The 15,639-nt window shown below is 66.5% G+C and carries 14 protein-coding genes and 1 riboswitch; of the genes, 6 read left to right on the top strand and 8 right to left on the bottom strand.

Annotation, left to right across the window (positions count from 1 at the left end):
- Positions 1–62 precede the first annotated feature (62 nt).
- Positions 63–276, top strand: a riboswitch (cobalamin riboswitch).
- A 72-nt stretch (positions 277–348) separates the two neighbouring features.
- The 3 genes from AW270_RS02825 (at position 349) to AW270_RS38385 (ending at position 3,971) form a co-directional block, all read left to right on the top strand.
- The gene (locus AW270_RS02825; protein ID WP_061290314.1) at positions 349–2,640 is read left to right on the top strand and encodes a ribonucleoside-diphosphate reductase subunit alpha; all 2,292 of its coding nucleotides are present in this window, start codon (positions 349–351) and stop codon (positions 2,638–2,640) included.
- Entirely contained in the window at positions 2,640–3,635 is a 996-nt protein-coding gene (locus AW270_RS02820; RefSeq protein ID WP_061290312.1) for a ribonucleotide-diphosphate reductase subunit beta, read from the top strand. The genes AW270_RS02825 and AW270_RS02820 overlap by 1 nt, the downstream gene beginning before the upstream one ends.
- Positions 3,636–3,749: 114 nt before the next feature.
- Positions 3,750–3,971 (top strand): hypothetical protein, encoded by a 222-nt coding sequence (locus tag AW270_RS38385; RefSeq protein ID WP_157521642.1) that lies wholly within the window; start codon positions 3,750–3,752, stop codon positions 3,969–3,971.
- Between the two features lie 60 nt (positions 3,972–4,031).
- Here AW270_RS38385 and AW270_RS02815 read toward each other — a convergent pair whose 3' ends face one another.
- The gene (locus tag AW270_RS02815; RefSeq protein WP_157521641.1) at positions 4,032–4,505 is read right to left on the bottom strand and encodes a hypothetical protein; all 474 of its coding nucleotides are present in this window, start codon (positions 4,503–4,505) and stop codon (positions 4,032–4,034) included.
- A gap of 95 nt (positions 4,506–4,600) precedes the next feature.
- On the opposite strand from AW270_RS02815, the gene AW270_RS02810 reads away from it, so the two are divergent.
- A complete protein-coding gene (locus AW270_RS02810; RefSeq protein WP_061290308.1) occupies positions 4,601–6,157 on the top strand; it encodes a GAF domain-containing sensor histidine kinase in 1,557 nt (518 codons plus the stop codon).
- Here AW270_RS02810 and AW270_RS02805 read toward each other — a convergent pair.
- The 5 genes from AW270_RS02805 to AW270_RS38380 all read right to left on the bottom strand — a co-directional run bounded on the left by AW270_RS02805 (position 6,150) and on the right by AW270_RS38380 (position 10,288).
- Positions 6,150–6,554: a pyridoxamine 5'-phosphate oxidase family protein gene (locus AW270_RS02805; RefSeq protein WP_061290307.1), complete on the bottom strand. Its 405-nt coding sequence runs from the start codon at positions 6,552–6,554 to the stop codon at positions 6,150–6,152. The genes AW270_RS02810 and AW270_RS02805 overlap by 8 nt on opposite strands.
- 51 nt (positions 6,555–6,605) lie before the next feature.
- Positions 6,606–7,247 (bottom strand): response regulator transcription factor, encoded by a 642-nt coding sequence (locus AW270_RS02800; protein WP_061290306.1) that lies wholly within the window; start codon positions 7,245–7,247, stop codon positions 6,606–6,608.
- Positions 7,248–7,299: 52 nt separating this feature from the next.
- The gene (locus AW270_RS02795; RefSeq protein ID WP_082801258.1) at positions 7,300–7,785 is read right to left on the bottom strand and encodes a TspO/MBR family protein; all 486 of its coding nucleotides are present in this window, start codon (positions 7,783–7,785) and stop codon (positions 7,300–7,302) included.
- A 65-nt stretch (positions 7,786–7,850) separates the two neighbouring features.
- Positions 7,851–9,200: an extracellular catalytic domain type 1 short-chain-length polyhydroxyalkanoate depolymerase gene (locus tag AW270_RS02790; protein ID WP_061290304.1), complete on the bottom strand. Its 1,350-nt coding sequence runs from the start codon at positions 9,198–9,200 to the stop codon at positions 7,851–7,853.
- Positions 9,201–9,862: 662 nt separating this feature from the next.
- On the bottom strand, positions 9,863–10,288 hold the full coding sequence (locus AW270_RS38380) for a hypothetical protein (RefSeq protein WP_157521640.1): 426 nt from the start codon (positions 10,286–10,288) through the stop codon (positions 9,863–9,865).
- Between the two features lie 155 nt (positions 10,289–10,443).
- On the opposite strand from AW270_RS38380, the gene AW270_RS37410 reads away from it, so the two are divergent.
- The gene (locus AW270_RS37410) at positions 10,444–11,616 is read left to right on the top strand and encodes a helix-turn-helix domain-containing protein (protein ID WP_082801257.1); all 1,173 of its coding nucleotides are present in this window, start codon (positions 10,444–10,446) and stop codon (positions 11,614–11,616) included.
- Between the two features lie 638 nt (positions 11,617–12,254).
- Here the strand turns inward: AW270_RS37410 and AW270_RS37405 are convergent.
- Positions 12,255–13,766, bottom strand: coding sequence for a recombinase family protein (locus tag AW270_RS37405; protein ID WP_082801256.1), 1,512 nt, complete (start codon positions 13,764–13,766; stop codon positions 12,255–12,257).
- Here AW270_RS37405 and AW270_RS02775 point away from each other — a divergent pair.
- The gene (locus tag AW270_RS02775) at positions 13,765–14,613 is read left to right on the top strand and encodes a DUF72 domain-containing protein (RefSeq protein WP_061290299.1); all 849 of its coding nucleotides are present in this window, start codon (positions 13,765–13,767) and stop codon (positions 14,611–14,613) included. The genes AW270_RS37405 and AW270_RS02775 overlap by 2 nt on opposite strands.
- On the opposite strand, the gene AW270_RS02770 is transcribed toward AW270_RS02775, so the two are convergent.
- A complete protein-coding gene (locus tag AW270_RS02770) occupies positions 14,610–15,557 on the bottom strand; it encodes a GlxA family transcriptional regulator (protein ID WP_061290297.1) in 948 nt (315 codons plus the stop codon). The genes AW270_RS02775 and AW270_RS02770 overlap by 4 nt on opposite strands.
- Positions 15,558–15,639: the final 82 nt, after the last annotated feature.

The following is a 15,639-nucleotide window of genomic DNA, read 5'->3' as shown; positions in this document are numbered from 1 at the left end:
GGGGATTCCTCCGGGGGTGCGGCACACCACATGTTGATGTGACAGCCGAGAACGATCCCAGATATGGTGTCCCACGCATTGGTTCGCCCCGACCGCCAGCCGGGACGTCGTAAGAGGGAACCCGGTGGGAATCCGGGACTGCCCCGCAGCGGTGAGTGGGAACGGAAGCCGTCAACGAGCACTGGGCCTTTCGAGGGCCTGGGAAGCGACGGCCGGTAGGAGCTCGCAAGAGCGCGCCCACGAGTCCGAAGACCTGCCAATCGCGTGTGGACCGAGGCCGCGTGGGACGGCCCCGCCCGGTGCCCTCGTGCCCGCGCGCCTCGGTGAGTTCGCGAGGAGAGGACGAGGATGCGCATCAAGAAGCGTGACGGATCGCTCGAACCGGTCGACGTGACCAGGATCGTGCGCGCCGTCGAGAGCTGTTCCGACGGGCTGGCCGACGTCGAGCCGCTCCGGGTCGCCACCAGGACCATCAGCGGCCTGTACGACGGCGCCACCACCGCCGAACTCGACCGTCTGTCGATCCAGACCGCCGCCGAGATGATCGGCGAGGAGCCGCAGTACTCCCGGCTGGCCGCACGGCTGCTGGCGGCGTACATCCAGAAGGAGGTCGACGCCGACACGTTCAGCCGGTCGATCAAGGAAGGCCACGCCCTGGGCCTGATCGGCGACCCCACGGCCGTCTTCGTGGCCGACCACGCCGACCTGCTCGACGCCGTGATCGACCCGCTCAATGATCACCGCTTCGAGTACTTCGGCCTCCGCACCGTGTACGACCGCTACCTGCTCCGCCACCCCCGGACGCGCGTCCCGGTGGAGACCCCGCAGTTCTGGCTCCTGCGGGTCGCCTGCGGCCTGGCCCAGACCCCGGGCGAGGCCGTCGAGCTCTACCGGCTGATGTCGTCGCTGGCCTATCTGCCCAGCTCGCCGACGCTGTTCAACTCCGGCACCGGGCACACCCAGATGTCGTCGTGCTACCTGGTCGACTCCCCGCGCGACGAGCTCGGCTCGATCTACGAGCGGTACGCCCAGGTCGCCCACCTGTCGAAGTTCGCCGGCGGCATCGGCATCTCCTGGTCCCGCGTGCGGTCGAGGGGCGCCCTGATCAAGGGCACCAACGGCCACTCCAACGGGATCGTCCCGTTCCTGCGCACCCTCGACGCCAGCGTCGCCGCCGTCAACCAGGGCGGCCGCCGCAAGGGCGCGGCCTGCGTCTACCTGGAGCCCTGGCACCCCGACGTCGAGGAGTTCCTGGAGCTGCGCGACAACACGGGCGAGGACGCCCGCCGCACCCACAACCTCAACCTGGCCAACTGGATCCCCGACGAGTTCATGCGCCGCGTCCAGGCCGACGAGACGTGGTCGCTGTTCGACCCCAACGACCTGCCCGAACTCCCCGACCTGTGGGGCGACGCCTTCGACGAGGTCTACCGCAGGGCGGAGGCCGAAGGCCGCTACGTCCGGCAGATCCGCGCCCGCGACCTCTACGCCAAGATGATGCGCACCCTGGCCCAGACCGGCAACGGCTGGATGACCTTCAAGGACATCGCCAACCGCACCTGCAACCAGGCCGCCGAGCCCGGCAACGTCGTGCACCTGTCGAACCTGTGCACCGAGATCATCGAGGTGTCCAGCGACGAGGAGACCGCGGTCTGCAACCTGGGCTCCGTCAACCTGGCCGCCCACCTCTGCGACGACGGCATCGACTGGGCCAGGCTCCGCGCGACGGTCAGGACCGCCGTCGTCTTCCTCGACCGCGTGATCGACATCAACTACTACCCGACCAAGCAGGCCGCGGCGAGCAACCCGCGCTGGCGCCCGGTCGGCCTGGGACTGATGGGCCTCCAGGACGTCTTCTTCGCGCTCAAGCTGCCCTTCGACTCTCCCGAGGCCAAAGAGCTCTCCACCCGGATCTCCGAGGAGATCTACCTGGCCGCCCTCGACACCTCGGCCGATCTCGCGGCGGTGCACGGGCCGCATCCGGCGTACGAGGAGACCTGGGCCGCGCGCGGCCGACTCCAGCCGGACCTGCACGGCCTGCGCCCCGAATGGACCGAGGTCCGCGCCAAGATCGCCGAACACGGCCTGCGGAACTCGCTGCTGATCGCCATCGCCCCCACGGCGACCATCGCCTCGATCGCCGGCTGCTACGAGTGCGTCGAGCCGCAGGTGTCGAACCTCTTCAAGCGCGAGACCCTGAGCGGGGAGTTCCTCCAGATCAACAACGCCCTGGTGGCCGAACTCAAGGCCCGGGGCCTGTGGACGGAACCGGTCCGCACCGCCATCCGCCAGGCGGAGGGCTCGGTCCAGGGCATCGCCGAGCTGCCGGCCGAGACAAGGGCGCTGTTCCGCACCGCCTGGGAGCTCCCGCAGCGCGCCTTGATCGACATGGCCGCCGCCCGGAGCCCCTACATCGACCAGAGCCAGTCGCTCAACCTGTTCATGGCCAGCCCGACGATCGACAAGCTGTCGTCGATGTACCTCCACGCCTGGAAGTCGGGCCTGAAGACCACCTACTACCTGCGCTCGCGCCCCGCGACGCGCATCCAGCAGGCGACCGTCCCGGTCCTGACCGCCGCGTCGGAAGAGGCGATCGCCTGCTCCCTGGAGAACCCCGAGTCCTGTGAGGCCTGCCAGTGATGCTGCTCGACCCCGGCATGAGCCTGACCCTGCGCCCGATGCGCTATCCGGCGTTCTTCGAGCGCTACCGCGACGCCATCAAGAACACCTGGACCGTCGAGGAGGTCGACCTCCACTCCGACCTCGCCGACCTCGGGAAGCTCTCCGACGCGGAGCGCCACCTCGTCTCCCGGCTGGTGGCCTTCTTCGCCACGGGTGACACGATCGTCGCCAACAACCTGGTGCTCAACCTCTATCAGCACGTCAACGCCCCCGAAGCGCGCCTCTACCTGTCGCGGCAGCTCTTCGAGGAGGCCGTGCACGTGCAGTTCTACCTGAACCTGCTCGACACCTACGTGCCCGACGAGCAGGAGCGCTTCGAGGCCTTCGCCGCTGTGGAGAACATCCCGTCGATCAGCCGGAAGGCGGACTTCTGCTTCCGCTGGATCGACTCCCTCGGCGACCTCAAGGAGCTGCGCACCCGGGAGGACCGGCGGGCCTTCCTGCTCAACCTCATCTGCTTCGCGGCGTGCATCGAGGGCCTCTTCTTCTACGGAGCCTTCGCGTACGTCTACTTCCTGCGGTCCCGAGGCCTGCTCAACGGCCTGGCCTCAGGCACGAACTGGGTCTTCCGCGACGAGTCGATGCACATGGCCTTCGCCTTCGACGTGGTCGAAGTGGCCCGCGCCGAGGAGCCCGACCTGTTCGACGACGACCTGATCGCCCAGGTCAAGGCCATGCTCGCCGAGGCCGTCGACTGCGAGGCCCAGTTCGCCGAGGACCTCCTGGGCGGCGGCGTCTCCGGCATGTCGATCACCGACATGCGCCATTACCTGGAACACGTCGCCGACCGCAGGCTGGCCCAGCTCGGCATCCCGCCCCTGTACGGCGCCAAGAACCCCTTCGCCTTCATGGAACTCCAGGACGTCCAGGAACTGTCCAACTTCTTCGAACGCAAGGTCTCCGCCTACCAGGTGGGCGTCACCGGCACCGTCACCTTCGACGCCGATTTCTGACACAAGCCGCGGGTAAAGACCCGCACCACCCGCCTCCAATCCGGGCCGGGAGCCCTGGACTCGCTTTCACGGACGTGTTCACGGTGGAAGTACGGCTATCCGAAGGAGATCCTCATGGACAGGAGGAGATTGGCGGCGATCGGTGCGGGGTTCGCCGGAGCGGCGGCTCTGGTGGCCGGGCCGGTGGCCACGTCAGCGCCGGCCGATGCGGCAGCCTTGCCGGTCGAGACGGCGCCCATGGTGTCGACGTCGCGTCACGACCCGCCTCACCACCACAAGAAGCACCATCACAACAACCATCACCACCACAACAAGCACCACCATCACCACCACTGAGGGGTGAAGAATGCCGTCGGTCGCGGACCACCGCGACGGCGGCATCCTCGGGACGCAGAGTCATGCGGGCGCGGCACGCCGCCACTCGACATACGCCGCCACCCGGGCCAGCGCCCGGACCGCCTGCTCCGGATTGGCGGAACAGGGCACCCGGCCGCCGAATAGCCCGTCCTGGCCGAGCGGGAGCGGCTGGCAGGCCAGCAGCCGGACCGTGTCGACCAGGTCCCGCAGCCCGTCGACCACGATCACCCCCGTGACCCGCGTGAGCGCGGCCATGGCGGGCGTGACCCCGGTGGGCGAGAACACCACGATGGGCTTGCGGCGGCTGACCTGCGCCGCGACCTGCGAGAACTCGCGCGGGTCGCCCAGCGAGTCGACGACGATGACCGTCGTGGCCGGATCGTCTCCCCAGTGGGCCAGCATCTCGGCGTCGTCGGCCCGGACGTACGAACAGACCGGCAGCACGTCGACGAGCGCCGCCAGGACCGCTTCCGACCGTGCCAGCACGGCCACCTCACCAGGTAGGGAATCCACGCCACCAGGCTGCCCGCGCCAGGAGCTGCGAAGTAGGGCCGGACGACTCACCCCGATAGGACCAAAGTCACACCGGTTGGTAGCAGAATGTCGCCATGGCCCACCCCCTCGTGCCCAGCATGCGCCTGGACGAGCTGCTCGCCGAGCTGCAGACCCGCCTTGAGGCGGTGCTGGCCACCCGCGACCGGGTCCATGCGCTGCTCGAAGCCGTGGTCCTCGTCGGCAGCGACCTCCAGCTGGAGATCGTGCTCGGCCGGATCGTGGAGACCGCCGCCCGGCTGGTCGACGCGACCTACGGCGCGCTCGGCGTGGTGGGCGAGGAGTCCACGCTCCTGGAGTTCATCCCGGTCGGGCTAAGCGAGGCAGAGATCGCCCGGATCGAGCACTGGCCCCACGGCCTCGGCCTGCTCGGGCTGCTCATCAAGGAGCCGAAGCCGCTGCGGATGGCGCGGATCTCCGACCACCCCGACTCCTACGGCTTCCCGCCCGGCCACCCGCCGATGGGCAGCTTCCTCGGGGTGCCGCTGCGGGTGCGCGACGAGGTCTTCGGCAACCTCTATCTGACCGAGAAGCGCGGCGGGGCCGAGTTCGACGAGGAGGACCAGGCGGTCGTCACCGCGCTGGCCACGGCGGCCGGCGTCGCGATCGAGAACGCCCGCCTGTTCGAGGAGACCCGCCGCCGCGAGATGTGGCTCCAGGCGTCGTCCGAGGTGACCACGAGCCTGCTGTCCGGCGCGGGGCCGCAGGAGGTGCTCACCCACGTGGTGAGCCGGGCCCGCGAGATGACCGACGCCGACGTGGCGGTGCTGCGGTTCGGCAACGGCACCGAGATCTCCGACGGCGACCCGGCGGCTTTCACCGACGACGAGTCGGGACAGTCGGCGTCGATCCCGCTCGGCCGGGTGGGTTCGGTGCGCGCGGTGCTGGAGATCGGCAAACGGCCGGGCCGGTTACCGTTCGCCCCGTCGCTGCTGCGCATGCTGAGCGCGTTCGCCGACCAGGCGTCGATCGCGCTGGAGCTGGCCGAGGCCCGCGAGGACGCCGAGCGACTGGGCCTGCTGGAAGACCGCCACCGCATCGCCAAGGACCTCCACGACGTCGTCATCCAGCGCCTGTTCGCCACCGCCATGACGCTGATGAGCACGGTCCGCCTCGTCGACCACCCCGAGGCGGCGACCAGGGTCCGGCACACGATCGACGAACTCGACGAGACGATCCGGCAGATCCGCTCGACCATCTTCGCCCTCCAGTCCCCGGCCACCGTGGGCGGGCAGAGCCTGCGCGCCCACATCGTCGAGCTGGTCGAGGGCGCCCGCGGCCACCTGGGCTTCATGCCCGGCCTGCGGATGGAGGGCTGGCTCGACAACGTCGTGAGCGACGCGGTCGCCGAGCAGTTGCTCGCCGTCCTGCGCGAGGCCCTCTCCAATCTCGTACGCCATGCGAAGGCCACCCGCGCCGAAGTGGTGGCCGAGGTGTCGGGTGGCACGCTGACCCTGACCGTCCAGGACGACGGTGTCGGCGTCCCCTCCGACGGACGCCGCAGCGGCCTGCGCAACCTGGAGGAGCGCGCGGTGCTGCTCGGCGGGTCCTTCTCGATCGGCCCGGCCGACGGATGGAACACCCGCCTGAGCTGGCGCGTGCCTGTCAATTGAACCGCCGCCCCGACACCTCCTCGGCCGGCAGGGTCACGAAGTGGTCGAACGCCGACGGCGTCCAGGGCAGCAGCGGGAGCGTGGCCAGCCGGGCGACCTCCGCCGGGTCGGTCACCCCCCGGGCGCGCCCGAGCACGGTCACCGACCAGCCGCTCCCGGTCCGGCTGTCGATGTCGTCGATCTCGAAGGCCACCACGGCGTCGCGCGTCGCGGCGGCCAGGCGGGAACCGATGGCGGTCCTGACGACCACGCTCTCCCCGTCGAGCACGAAGTTGACCGGCTGGACGGCGGGCAGCGCCCGGTGCGTGAACACGAGCCGCCCGATGGGAGTGACGGCCAGCAGGCGCAGGCACTCCTCCCGGGACAGCACCGAGAGTCCGGCCGAGTCAGTTCTCATGAAGAGAGTCTGGCCTGGGGCCACATCTAGGAATTAGGGACCAAAGTCCCATCAATCACGCCGATCTGCCCTCATCCGCGCCGCCAGCGCCGCCGCCTGCGTCCGGCGCTGCATGTTGAGCTTGGCCAGCAGGTTGGAGACGTAGTTCTTGACGGTCTTCTCCGCCAGGAACATGCGCTCGCCGATCTGCCGGTTCGTCAGCCCCTCGCCGATCAGCTCCAGGATCGTCCGTTCCTGGTCGGACAGCATGGCCAGCGGGTCGGAGCGCCCGGCCTGGTCGCGCAGCCGGTTGAGCATCGCCGCCGTGGTCTGCGGGTCGAGCAGCGACTGCCCGGCGGCGACCGTGCGGACCGCCCCCACCAGGTCGGAGCCGTGGATCTGCTTCAGCACGTATCCGGCCGCCCCGGCCATCACCGCCTCGAAGAGGGCGTCGTCGTCGGCGTAGGAGGTGAGCATCAGGCAGGCCAGGCCGGGCAGCTGGCTGCGGACCTCACGGCAGACCTTAACGCCGTCGCCGTCCGGCAGGCGCACGTCGAGGATCGCCACGTCGGGCCGCAGGGCCGGGATGCGCGCACACCCGGCGGCGGCGGTGCCGGCCTCGCCGACGACCTCGATGTCGTCTTCCGACTCCAGCAGCGCGGCCACCCCGCGCCGCACGACCTCGTGATCGTCGAGCAGGAAGACACGAATCATGGGACGAATCTAGGTACCGGTGGTCTCCAAGGGAAGGGACCTTCGGCCCCGCCTAGGGATTGAGCCGGCCGAACTCGACGCTGAGGGCGGCGAGATACGACGTCCAGGCCAGGAAGGGGATCAGCAGCAGGGCCGCCATCTTGCTGTCGCGCCAGAAGACGAACATGCCGAACACGAGCAGGACCAGGAAGATCGCCATGTCGAGCGCGGCCAGGAAGTGGAGGCGCAGCCCGAGGGAGAGCGGCGCCCACAGGGCGTAGGCGACGAGCTGGGCCACCCACCACCACAGAGCGACCGGCCGGGCCGCCTCGTACCAGAGCAGCCCCGCGATCAGCGCCATCGTGATCGACAGGAAGGCGAACGCGGGCCCGTGGAGCCAGATCGGCAGCTCGAAGGGGGGCCGCTGGAACTCCGCCATCGCCGGCCGCGCGGTGGTCGCGATCTGCCGGTTGTTGATCGCCACAGCCAGTACGGCGATCAGCGCCAGCATCAGCCCCGGCCACCGCCGGAGCCAATGGGTGCGCGGGGGTTCACTCATAGTGACCACCGTATCCGCACCCCCGCCCGTGCGGCGGCCTGGCCGCAGCCAGGCCGCCGCACGTTTCACGCGATGGTGCAGGCGCTGCCGTTGAGCGAGAACGCGGCCGGACGCCCGGAGTCACCGGTGTGGTTGGCGTTGAACCCGAACGACTGGGTGCCGTTCACCGGGATCGACGCGTTGTACGCCAGGTTCCGCGCCGTGACGCTCCCGCTGGCCGGCGAGACGGTGGCGTTCCACGCCGAGGTGATCGTCTGCCCGGAGGGCAGCGTGAACGCCAGCCCCCACGTGTTGATCGGGCTGGTCCCGGTGTTGGTGATCGTCACCGACGCGGTCAGCCCGGTATTCCAGGGGTTCACCGTGTACGCCACCCGGCAGGCCCCGTTGTTCGGAGTAGGCGTGGGGGACGGCGACGGCGACGGGGAGGGCGACGGGGAGGGCGACGGCGAGGGAGAGGGCGAGGGAGAGGGCGACGGGGAGGGAGAGGGCGACGGAGAAGGCGACGGAGAGGGCGACGGCGACGGCTGGGTTCCGTCGAGGCCGAAGAAGCTGATCGCCATCGCGGCCTGGCCACCCAGCGGCAGGTTGTGCCCCACGCCCTGGAGGCTGATCGCCTCGACCTGGGTGCCGTAGCGGGTCCGCGTCCAGCCGGAGCGCGGCGTGTCGGTCGAGGTCGGCGTCTGCGACAGGCCGTGGACGTTGGTCCACTGCTTGATCTGCTCCTGGAAGTTCGGGTAGCGCAGGGTGGCGTCCTCGGTGCCGTGCCAGATCTGCATCCGCGGCCGGGCCCCGGTGTAGCCCGGGTAGGCGCCGCGCACCAGGTCACCCCATGCCTGCGGGGTCCTGATGAGCTGCCCGTTGGCACACTGGCTGTTCCACGTCGACCCGCCGGTGGTGGCGAAGCAGGCGAACGGCACGCCCATGAACGCCGCCCCCGCCTTGAACACGTCGGGATAGTCGCCGAGCAGGACGTTGGTCATCATGCCGCCGGAGGAGGCGCCGGTCGCGAAGACCCGGTTGCTGTCGACGTTGTAGCGCGACTTGACGTAGTTCACCATCGAGACGATCCCGACGGGGTCGCTGTTGCCGTTGTGGGTGAGCGCGCCGGAGGTGTAGACGTCGAAGCACTGCCCGCTGCGGGTGGCCGACGGGTAGATCACGATGAACCCGTAACGGTCGGCGAGGGAGGCGAACTCGGTCCCCGAGTAGAAGGCGGGGCCCGTCCCGGTGCAGTAATGGACCGCCACCAGGATCCCCGGGCGGGGCGCGACGTTGTCGGGGACGTACAGGTGCATGCGAAGGTTGGTGGGGTTGGTACCGAAACCGGTCACCTCGACGAGCGAGGCCGCCTGAGCCGGCCGCAGGGGTACGAACCCCGCTGCGAGGATCAAGATGGCGACCAGGAGTCGTTTCATGCTCTCCTCCGAACGATCGAAATATTTAGGAGACTGACCCGAAATGTTTCTGGAAGCAACGTCCTCGTGGATCGGTAACAGCCCACCTGGGATAGTTAATGAAACTTTCGGTGGGGTAACGGGCTGAGCCATGCGACTACACGTGGGATGGGTCAAGCGATCCTCGTAGCATGGGTGGCGAGCTGCGCGGACGTGTACAGGCGTTGTCGGCGCTGGCACGGAGGTGATCGAGCAGGAGAGCGTGCCCCTCGGGCACATCGCTACTCTGTGTGATTGTCTCAACGTCTTTGTCTCAGAGACGTCTCACGCCCTACGCGTGCAGGCGCGCGCGAGACGTGAGACGAAGACAAACCTGACACGATCACGGAGCGTGCCGGAGCTAGGAGACTGTTCGGTGCTGCCAGTCATGGGCGTACGGTCCTGCCCGGCGAAGCTTGCCGTCGAGGATCGATTCTTCGACGAGTGCCGTCCGCAGAGCGGTCAGTGTCGCGCCTGCCCTTGCGTTGGAGAGTCCCTTTTGAAGCCATTCCTCCGGAAGGGTGATCTTCCGAACCGCTATATGGCCACCGCTTGCGGGGAAGAAGGTCCAGTAGGCGGCAAATTCCCTTAGGCCAGATTCACCCGTATTGCCCCTATCGGGGGTGGGCACTGCTCGCATCTCGCTACTCCTTGGGCGGCGGAACCCGGAGGCCCATCACCGTCTCAAGTGCTTCATCCGCCGTCGCCACCTCTGCCGCGTCGGAGGGTTCCACCCGTGCCCCTGGCTCAATGACGAATTTCCCGGAGTGTTCCCCCATGGTGATCGTGGCGAGCACCTCCCCGGCCATGAGCACGATGAGTTCCGGATCCTTCTCGGTGAGAGGAAACCACTGCGCGCCGCCAGGCGGCATCCTCAGGTTGAGTGTGCGCACGACGTAAGTGCGTACACCCGATTCCTCAAGCGTGTTTCCGAGAAGCAGAAGAGCGGCTAGACGGACGTCTGTCGCGAGCTTGAATGGGCCAAGGGATGCACTCATCCCCGGCGGGCGCTGAGACGGTGGATCAGGCTCAATATCTGTTAGAGCTGTGGCTCCTGGATCCTCCTGCATCGGCACTCCCTCGCTGTGATCAAGAACCCCGCCTGTAATTAGGGAACTCGATCGCCAGGCTTTTGGGAGTGGCCGGAGCTAGTGGCCATTGTCTCACTATGTGAGATAGTCCAGTTCGCATTACCGGAAATGTCCGTGAGCGTACAATCGATCTCATGTCCATAGGGCACGTGCTCAGGGAACTTCGTGAAGCGGCCGGACTCTCCCAGTCCGAGCTTGCCGCCCAACTCTGCGCCGCTTCCGGGCGCTCCACGATCACTCGTGCTGAGGTCTCCCGGTGGGAGAACGGCAAACGAACGCCATCAAGGTTCTGGATTAATCATCTGGCCATGATCCTTGACGTGCCCGAATCATTTTTGGGGCAACCAGAGCGCCTGAGTCCGTCCTTTATTCTCCAGGCGGTCTCCGAGTCCCAATCCGTCTTAGACGGAGATGACGCGTTCGATGCCCTGTCCAGGGGCCTCGCCGTCAACTACCTCGATGCCTCACCGCTGGACGCGTTACGTGATGCCAGGGACGTCAGAAACAGGATCTTTGCATCTCTGGCGGTAAAGCCGACGCCTAACCTCTATTTGAGTGCTGGGCTCGCTTCTGGAGTTCTCGCTTACGCGACATTAGACCTTGGCTACGGCAAGGAAGCGAGCATCCATGCCAAAAGCGTCTTTCATTTTGGTGAACTAGCGGGACACAACGGCCTACGTGCATGGGCTCGTGGCACCCAAAGCCTTATCGCTCGGTTCTTAGGCGACTTCAAGTCGGCCCGTGACTTTTTGGATTCAGGCTTTCCCTACGCGACTGAGGGAACCTCTTCGGTGCGCCTTCTGTGTGGCACTGCTCAATGCCTGGCGCATCAGGGGGATTCACGCTCCGCTCATGAAGCACTGAATAAGGCGTTAGATCTGCGCGATACCATGCGTCCGAGTGCTGACGACGAACCGGGAATTTTCGGTTTTCCCATAGCCAAGCAGCATTACTATGCCGGTTCTAGTCTGATTTGGCTTGATGGAGAACACGATTCTGTGCGCGCCGACAAAGAATCGACCGAAGCAATCGCCTTATTCGAGGCGAGCCCAGAAAAGGAACGGTCACACAGTGACGAGGCGCTGGCACGTATTTATCGTGCGACCGCGCGACTTCAGCAGAGTGAATTAGACGGCGCGATCGAGTCCTACAGGGAAGTCTTGAACCTGCCCCAGGAAAGGCAGATTTCCTGGATTGTGCGGAGGCTGGACAGGATTTACGCAATGCTCGGACGTTTTGATTCCCCTCTAGCTAGTGAAGCGCGGGATGAGATCATGGCATCCGTCCGCACGCCCAGCGCGCAGTAATCGAATCCGCGCTCCGGCCGGAGATTCTCTCAATCACGCTGGAGCGCGCATGCCATCCCAGGGGTCCCGTCCCGGTCAGGCCATGGCCCAGGTGACCCTGAGCGCTCTCTGAGCCGACTCCCTTGGTCGCCCGGCGCGGCTCTACTCGCGTCGGCTCACCAGCTTCCGTGTGCACGGTTCGGCAAGCGACCTGTCCGCTTGAGGACCGTACGAATCGATGCGGATGCGCACTGGCCCCTTGACGTTTTCGGGTATGCCTGGATCGTTGTTCAAAGTGGCGTGTACCTGCGTCACGCAATTTGGGAGGTGATGTCCGTGGACAAGCTCCGTGGACAATCGCTCAGCATCCGAAGAGGAGGGATACCCGTCACCTGTCTTTGAGGGGAGGTGATATCTGACGATTACGCCGAACAGCAACGATGGATTCGAGGAGGCAACCGCCCATCGGCGGACTGGCAAAACACAAGATGCGCAGCGCGCATATCACTTAAAGAGAGTGACAAGCAAGTTCAAGACTTCCATCAGTGAGGAAGGCGCACGCCGCCTGGCGCGACTGCTCGCGCTCGACGATTACCTGAAAGACTAAAAAGATGGACCCCGCCACCTTGGCGGGGTCCATCTTCGGTTGGGCTGCCGTGCTACAGATCGTTCTGATCGATTTCAACACGGCCGTAGTCAAACGCGCCTCTTGCGGGCGATTCGGCTGCTTTGATTCTGACTGCCGCAAAGAGGAATCTGATGATCGCATTGAGTCTCTCGTAATTACCGGCTTCTTTATGTGCATTCCAGGTCGCGCGTGCTTGCGAGCCGACCATTCCGTGGAGGACTTCCGCGACGGGACGGACAATGGTCTTGTCCTGAACCTTCTTGATTCGCTTTTCTATCGTCTTCCTCATTTCGCGATATTCGGCTGTGTTGATTTCTCGTGCATCCCACATCTCCTTGAGTTCGGCGAGTTCAGCCCGATCGGACTCTATGGACGCTTCATCCCCTTCTGAAAGGATCGTTGCTCGTTCTTTTCCGGTGATATCTAGGCGTTCGAGGAGATCTATCGTTGCGTCTTCGACAAAGGACTCGAGAGTGATTGCGCCGACGCTGCGGAAGCATCTGGTGCTCTTGTCTGGGTTAGTATGGGAACCGCATATATAGATAGGCCGGTTTCCGCCCATTGGCCTGCCGACCATCACCCGTCCGCAGGCGGTGCAGTAGACGACGCCTCGAAGCAGGTAGAACCTGCCCTGCACAAGATTCTCCTTGAAGGCGACGGACCGGAAGGTACGGCGTTCTTGTGCCTCCTTCCACATGCCTACATCGATGATCGCAGGCCACGATCCCCTGCCGATTTCATGTCCCCTGAATCTCACGATCCCGGCGACGTGCGGAGAGTCGATGATGTTCAGAAGCGCGTTGACGCGCCAAAGCTTGCCTTGTGCGCTTTTGACCCCACGCCGGTTCAGGTCTGCCGTCATCTTGAACGGCGTCATCCCGTCGAGGAAGCTCTCAAATATCCAGCGAACTATTTCGGCTTCTTCTGGGATGATGTCGACGGCATTGGGTGCGTATCCATAGCGTCGTCTGCCGCCAGTTCTCGGCTTTCCGTCCCTGGCCCTGTCCGCCATCATGGATTTCAGGCGACGGGAGGTGTCGTCCGAAGAGCGGCAAGCGTGAGCTACTTCGATCCGGAGAAAGAATCTGTCATCCGGGTCAGAGAGATCTCGCCGGTTGGCTTCCCCGTGCAGGGTGATTCCGTGATCGTCGGATATCGTCAGTAACTCTTCTAAGTCTCGCGGCTGTCGCATGAGCCGGTCTGGGTGATAGGCGATGACATGTGTGATTCCGTTGTTCATCGCAGTGAGAAGAGCATCCCACCCAGGGCGCTTCCGATTTCGCCGCCATGCGGAACGGTTGTTGTCGATGAAGATGTTCGCGGGATTGACAATGAGCCCGAGGCGTTCAGCAATGCCGATGCAGATTCGCTCTTGCCGGTCCACGCCTGTTTGGTCTTCGTCGCGGGCCTGCGATATGCGGCAGTAAATCGCGGCCTGTTGTCCGCGCCATGCGTCGCGATTGTTTTTGCGGGTAGCCGGATCGGCTATTCTGGAAACACTTCGATGTCTTCTTGCCTCTTCTTGTTCGTCTGGACTATTCATGAACCCATGCTATGAACTGCATGTGGGCTGCGCCCAGTGGAACCACAAGTCGTGGCAGCCCCAGCTCCCGCCCGGGGAGCGCCTGGAGGCGTACGCGACCTGGTGCAACGCCGTCGAGGGCAACACGACCTTCTACGCCGTGCCGGCCCGGGAGACGGTCGAGTCGTGGGCCCGCCAGACCGACCCCGGCTTCCGCCTCCTGGCCAAACTGCCGAAGAGCATCACCCACCTGCGCCACCTGCAGGGCCCGCCCGAGGAGCTGCGGCAGTTCCTCCACACGATGGAACCGCTCGGCCCCCGCCTGCACGCCCTGTGGATCCAGCTCCCCGCCGGCTTCGGCCCCGCCGACCTCGGCACCCTCGCGGCCTTCCTCCGCACCCTGCCGACGGGCCACCGCTACGCCGTCGAGGTCCGCCACCGCGCCTTCTTCGACGACGCGAGGGCCGTCGCGGGGTTGGAGAAGGTCCTGGCCACCAGGCAGGCCGAGTGGGTCCCCTTCGACACCACCGTCCTGTTCGAGCGCCCGCCGACCTCCGACGCCGAACGCGACGCCTGGACGAGAAAACCGAGGATGCCCCGCCGCGACCGCGCCCTGACGAGCCACCCCCTGATCCGCTACATCGGCCGCGACGACGCCGACCGGACGGTAGAGGGCTGGGCCTTCTGGATCGAGAAGACCGTCGAGTGGCTGAAGGAGGGCCGCTCCCCGACGATGTTCGTCCACACCCCCGACAACACCCAGGCCCTGACCCTGGCCCACCGCTTCCACCAGGAGGTCCGCGCCAAGCTCCCGGACCTCGAACCGCTCCCCGACCCCCCGGAAGTCGAACCGCTGACCCTCTTCTAGGAGCGGCCCCTCCTGAACCGCGACGGCGCGATCCCGTAGCGGCCGGTGAACGCCTGCCGCAGCGACTCCGCCCGGCCGAAGCCGGTCCGCTGGGCGATCACCGCCATCGTCAGGTCGGTCGCCTCCAGCAGCCGGGCCGCCGCCTCCAGCCGGGCCTCGCGGACGTACCGCGCCGGTGACACGTTCAGGTGCTTCACGAACAGCCGGGTCAGGTGGCGTTCGCTGGTGCCGGCCCGGCGGGCCAGGGCGGCCGTCGACAGGTCCTCACACAGGTTGGCGCCGATGAAGCCGGCCAGCGAGCTCAGCGGGCCGTCGGGGGCGGGCGGCTTGACGAACATGCTCATCTGGGCCTGGTTGCCGGGGCGCTGGAGATAGGTCACCAGGTGCCGCGAGGTCATCCGGGCCACCTCGCTGCCGTGGTCCTCTTCGATGAAGGCCAGCGTGAGGTCGAGCGCGGCGGTCACCCCGGCCGAGGTCGAGACCGCGCCGTCGCGGATGAAGATCGGATCGGGGTCGACCGTGATCTGCGGGTGGCGGGCGGCCAGGCGGGGGGCGTCCTGCCAGTGGGTGGTGGCCCGGCGGCCGTCGAGCAGGCCGGTCTCGGCCAGCACGGTGGCGCCCGTGCAGACGGAGGCGACCCGGCGGCTGACCTTGGCGAGCCGCCGGAGGTGGGCGACCAGGACGGCGTTGCCCGCGGCGTCGTCGCAGCCGATGCCGCCCACGACGATGAGCGTGTCGAGCGGGCCGGTCTCCTGTTCGAGGGAGGCCTGCGCGGCCAGGGTCAGGCCGCTGGCGCAGACGACCGGGCTGCCGCCGGGGGTGGCGAACACGACGTCATAGGGCGGCGCGGCGCCGAAGACGTTCGCCATGATCAGGCTGGTGGTCACGCTGGCGATGTCCAGTAACTCGGCGGCCGGATATCCGACGACCACGACTCTCCGCATGACAGCAGACTAAGAGCCCAGATTTCCGGACACATTGGTCTTGGGAGGTAGGTCGGGCTCCTCCTCGTGGACCATTGTCGAC

Origin of the sequence: Herbidospora cretacea (assembly GCF_001570605.1) — a bacterium.
In the GTDB taxonomy this organism is placed as follows: Bacteria; Actinomycetota; Actinomycetes; order Streptosporangiales; family Streptosporangiaceae; genus Herbidospora; species Herbidospora cretacea.
The sequence above is the reverse complement of the archived record's forward strand: the minus strand, read 5'-3'. Positions and strand labels throughout refer to the sequence as shown.

Excerpts from the sequence above, each read along its gene's own strand:
- AW270_RS02825 (WP_061290314.1), top strand. The coding sequence starts at position 349 with ATGCGCATCAAGAAGCGTGACGGATCGCTCGAACCGGTCGACGTGACC.
- AW270_RS02820 (WP_061290312.1), top strand. The coding sequence starts at position 2,640 with ATGCTGCTCGACCCCGGCATGAGCCTGACCCTGCGCCCGATGCGCTAT.
- AW270_RS38385 (WP_157521642.1), top strand. The coding sequence starts at position 3,750 with ATGGACAGGAGGAGATTGGCGGCGATCGGTGCGGGGTTCGCCGGAGCG.
- AW270_RS02810 (WP_061290308.1), top strand. The coding sequence starts at position 4,601 with ATGGCCCACCCCCTCGTGCCCAGCATGCGCCTGGACGAGCTGCTCGCC.
- AW270_RS02805 (WP_061290307.1), bottom strand. The coding sequence starts at position 6,554 with ATGAGAACTGACTCGGCCGGACTCTCGGTGCTGTCCCGGGAGGAGTGC.
- AW270_RS02800 (WP_061290306.1), bottom strand. The coding sequence starts at position 7,247 with ATGATTCGTGTCTTCCTGCTCGACGATCACGAGGTCGTGCGGCGCGGG.
- AW270_RS02795 (WP_082801258.1), bottom strand. The coding sequence starts at position 7,785 with ATGAGTGAACCCCCGCGCACCCATTGGCTCCGGCGGTGGCCGGGGCTG.
- AW270_RS02790 (WP_061290304.1), bottom strand. The coding sequence starts at position 9,200 with ATGAAACGACTCCTGGTCGCCATCTTGATCCTCGCAGCGGGGTTCGTA.
- AW270_RS38380 (WP_157521640.1), bottom strand. The coding sequence starts at position 10,288 with ATGCAGGAGGATCCAGGAGCCACAGCTCTAACAGATATTGAGCCTGAT.
- AW270_RS37410 (WP_082801257.1), top strand. The coding sequence starts at position 10,444 with ATGTCCATAGGGCACGTGCTCAGGGAACTTCGTGAAGCGGCCGGACTC.
- AW270_RS02775 (WP_061290299.1), top strand. The coding sequence starts at position 13,765 with ATGAACCCATGCTATGAACTGCATGTGGGCTGCGCCCAGTGGAACCAC.
- AW270_RS37405 (WP_082801256.1), bottom strand. The coding sequence starts at position 13,766 with ATGAATAGTCCAGACGAACAAGAAGAGGCAAGAAGACATCGAAGTGTT.
- AW270_RS02770 (WP_061290297.1), bottom strand. The coding sequence starts at position 15,557 with ATGCGGAGAGTCGTGGTCGTCGGATATCCGGCCGCCGAGTTACTGGAC.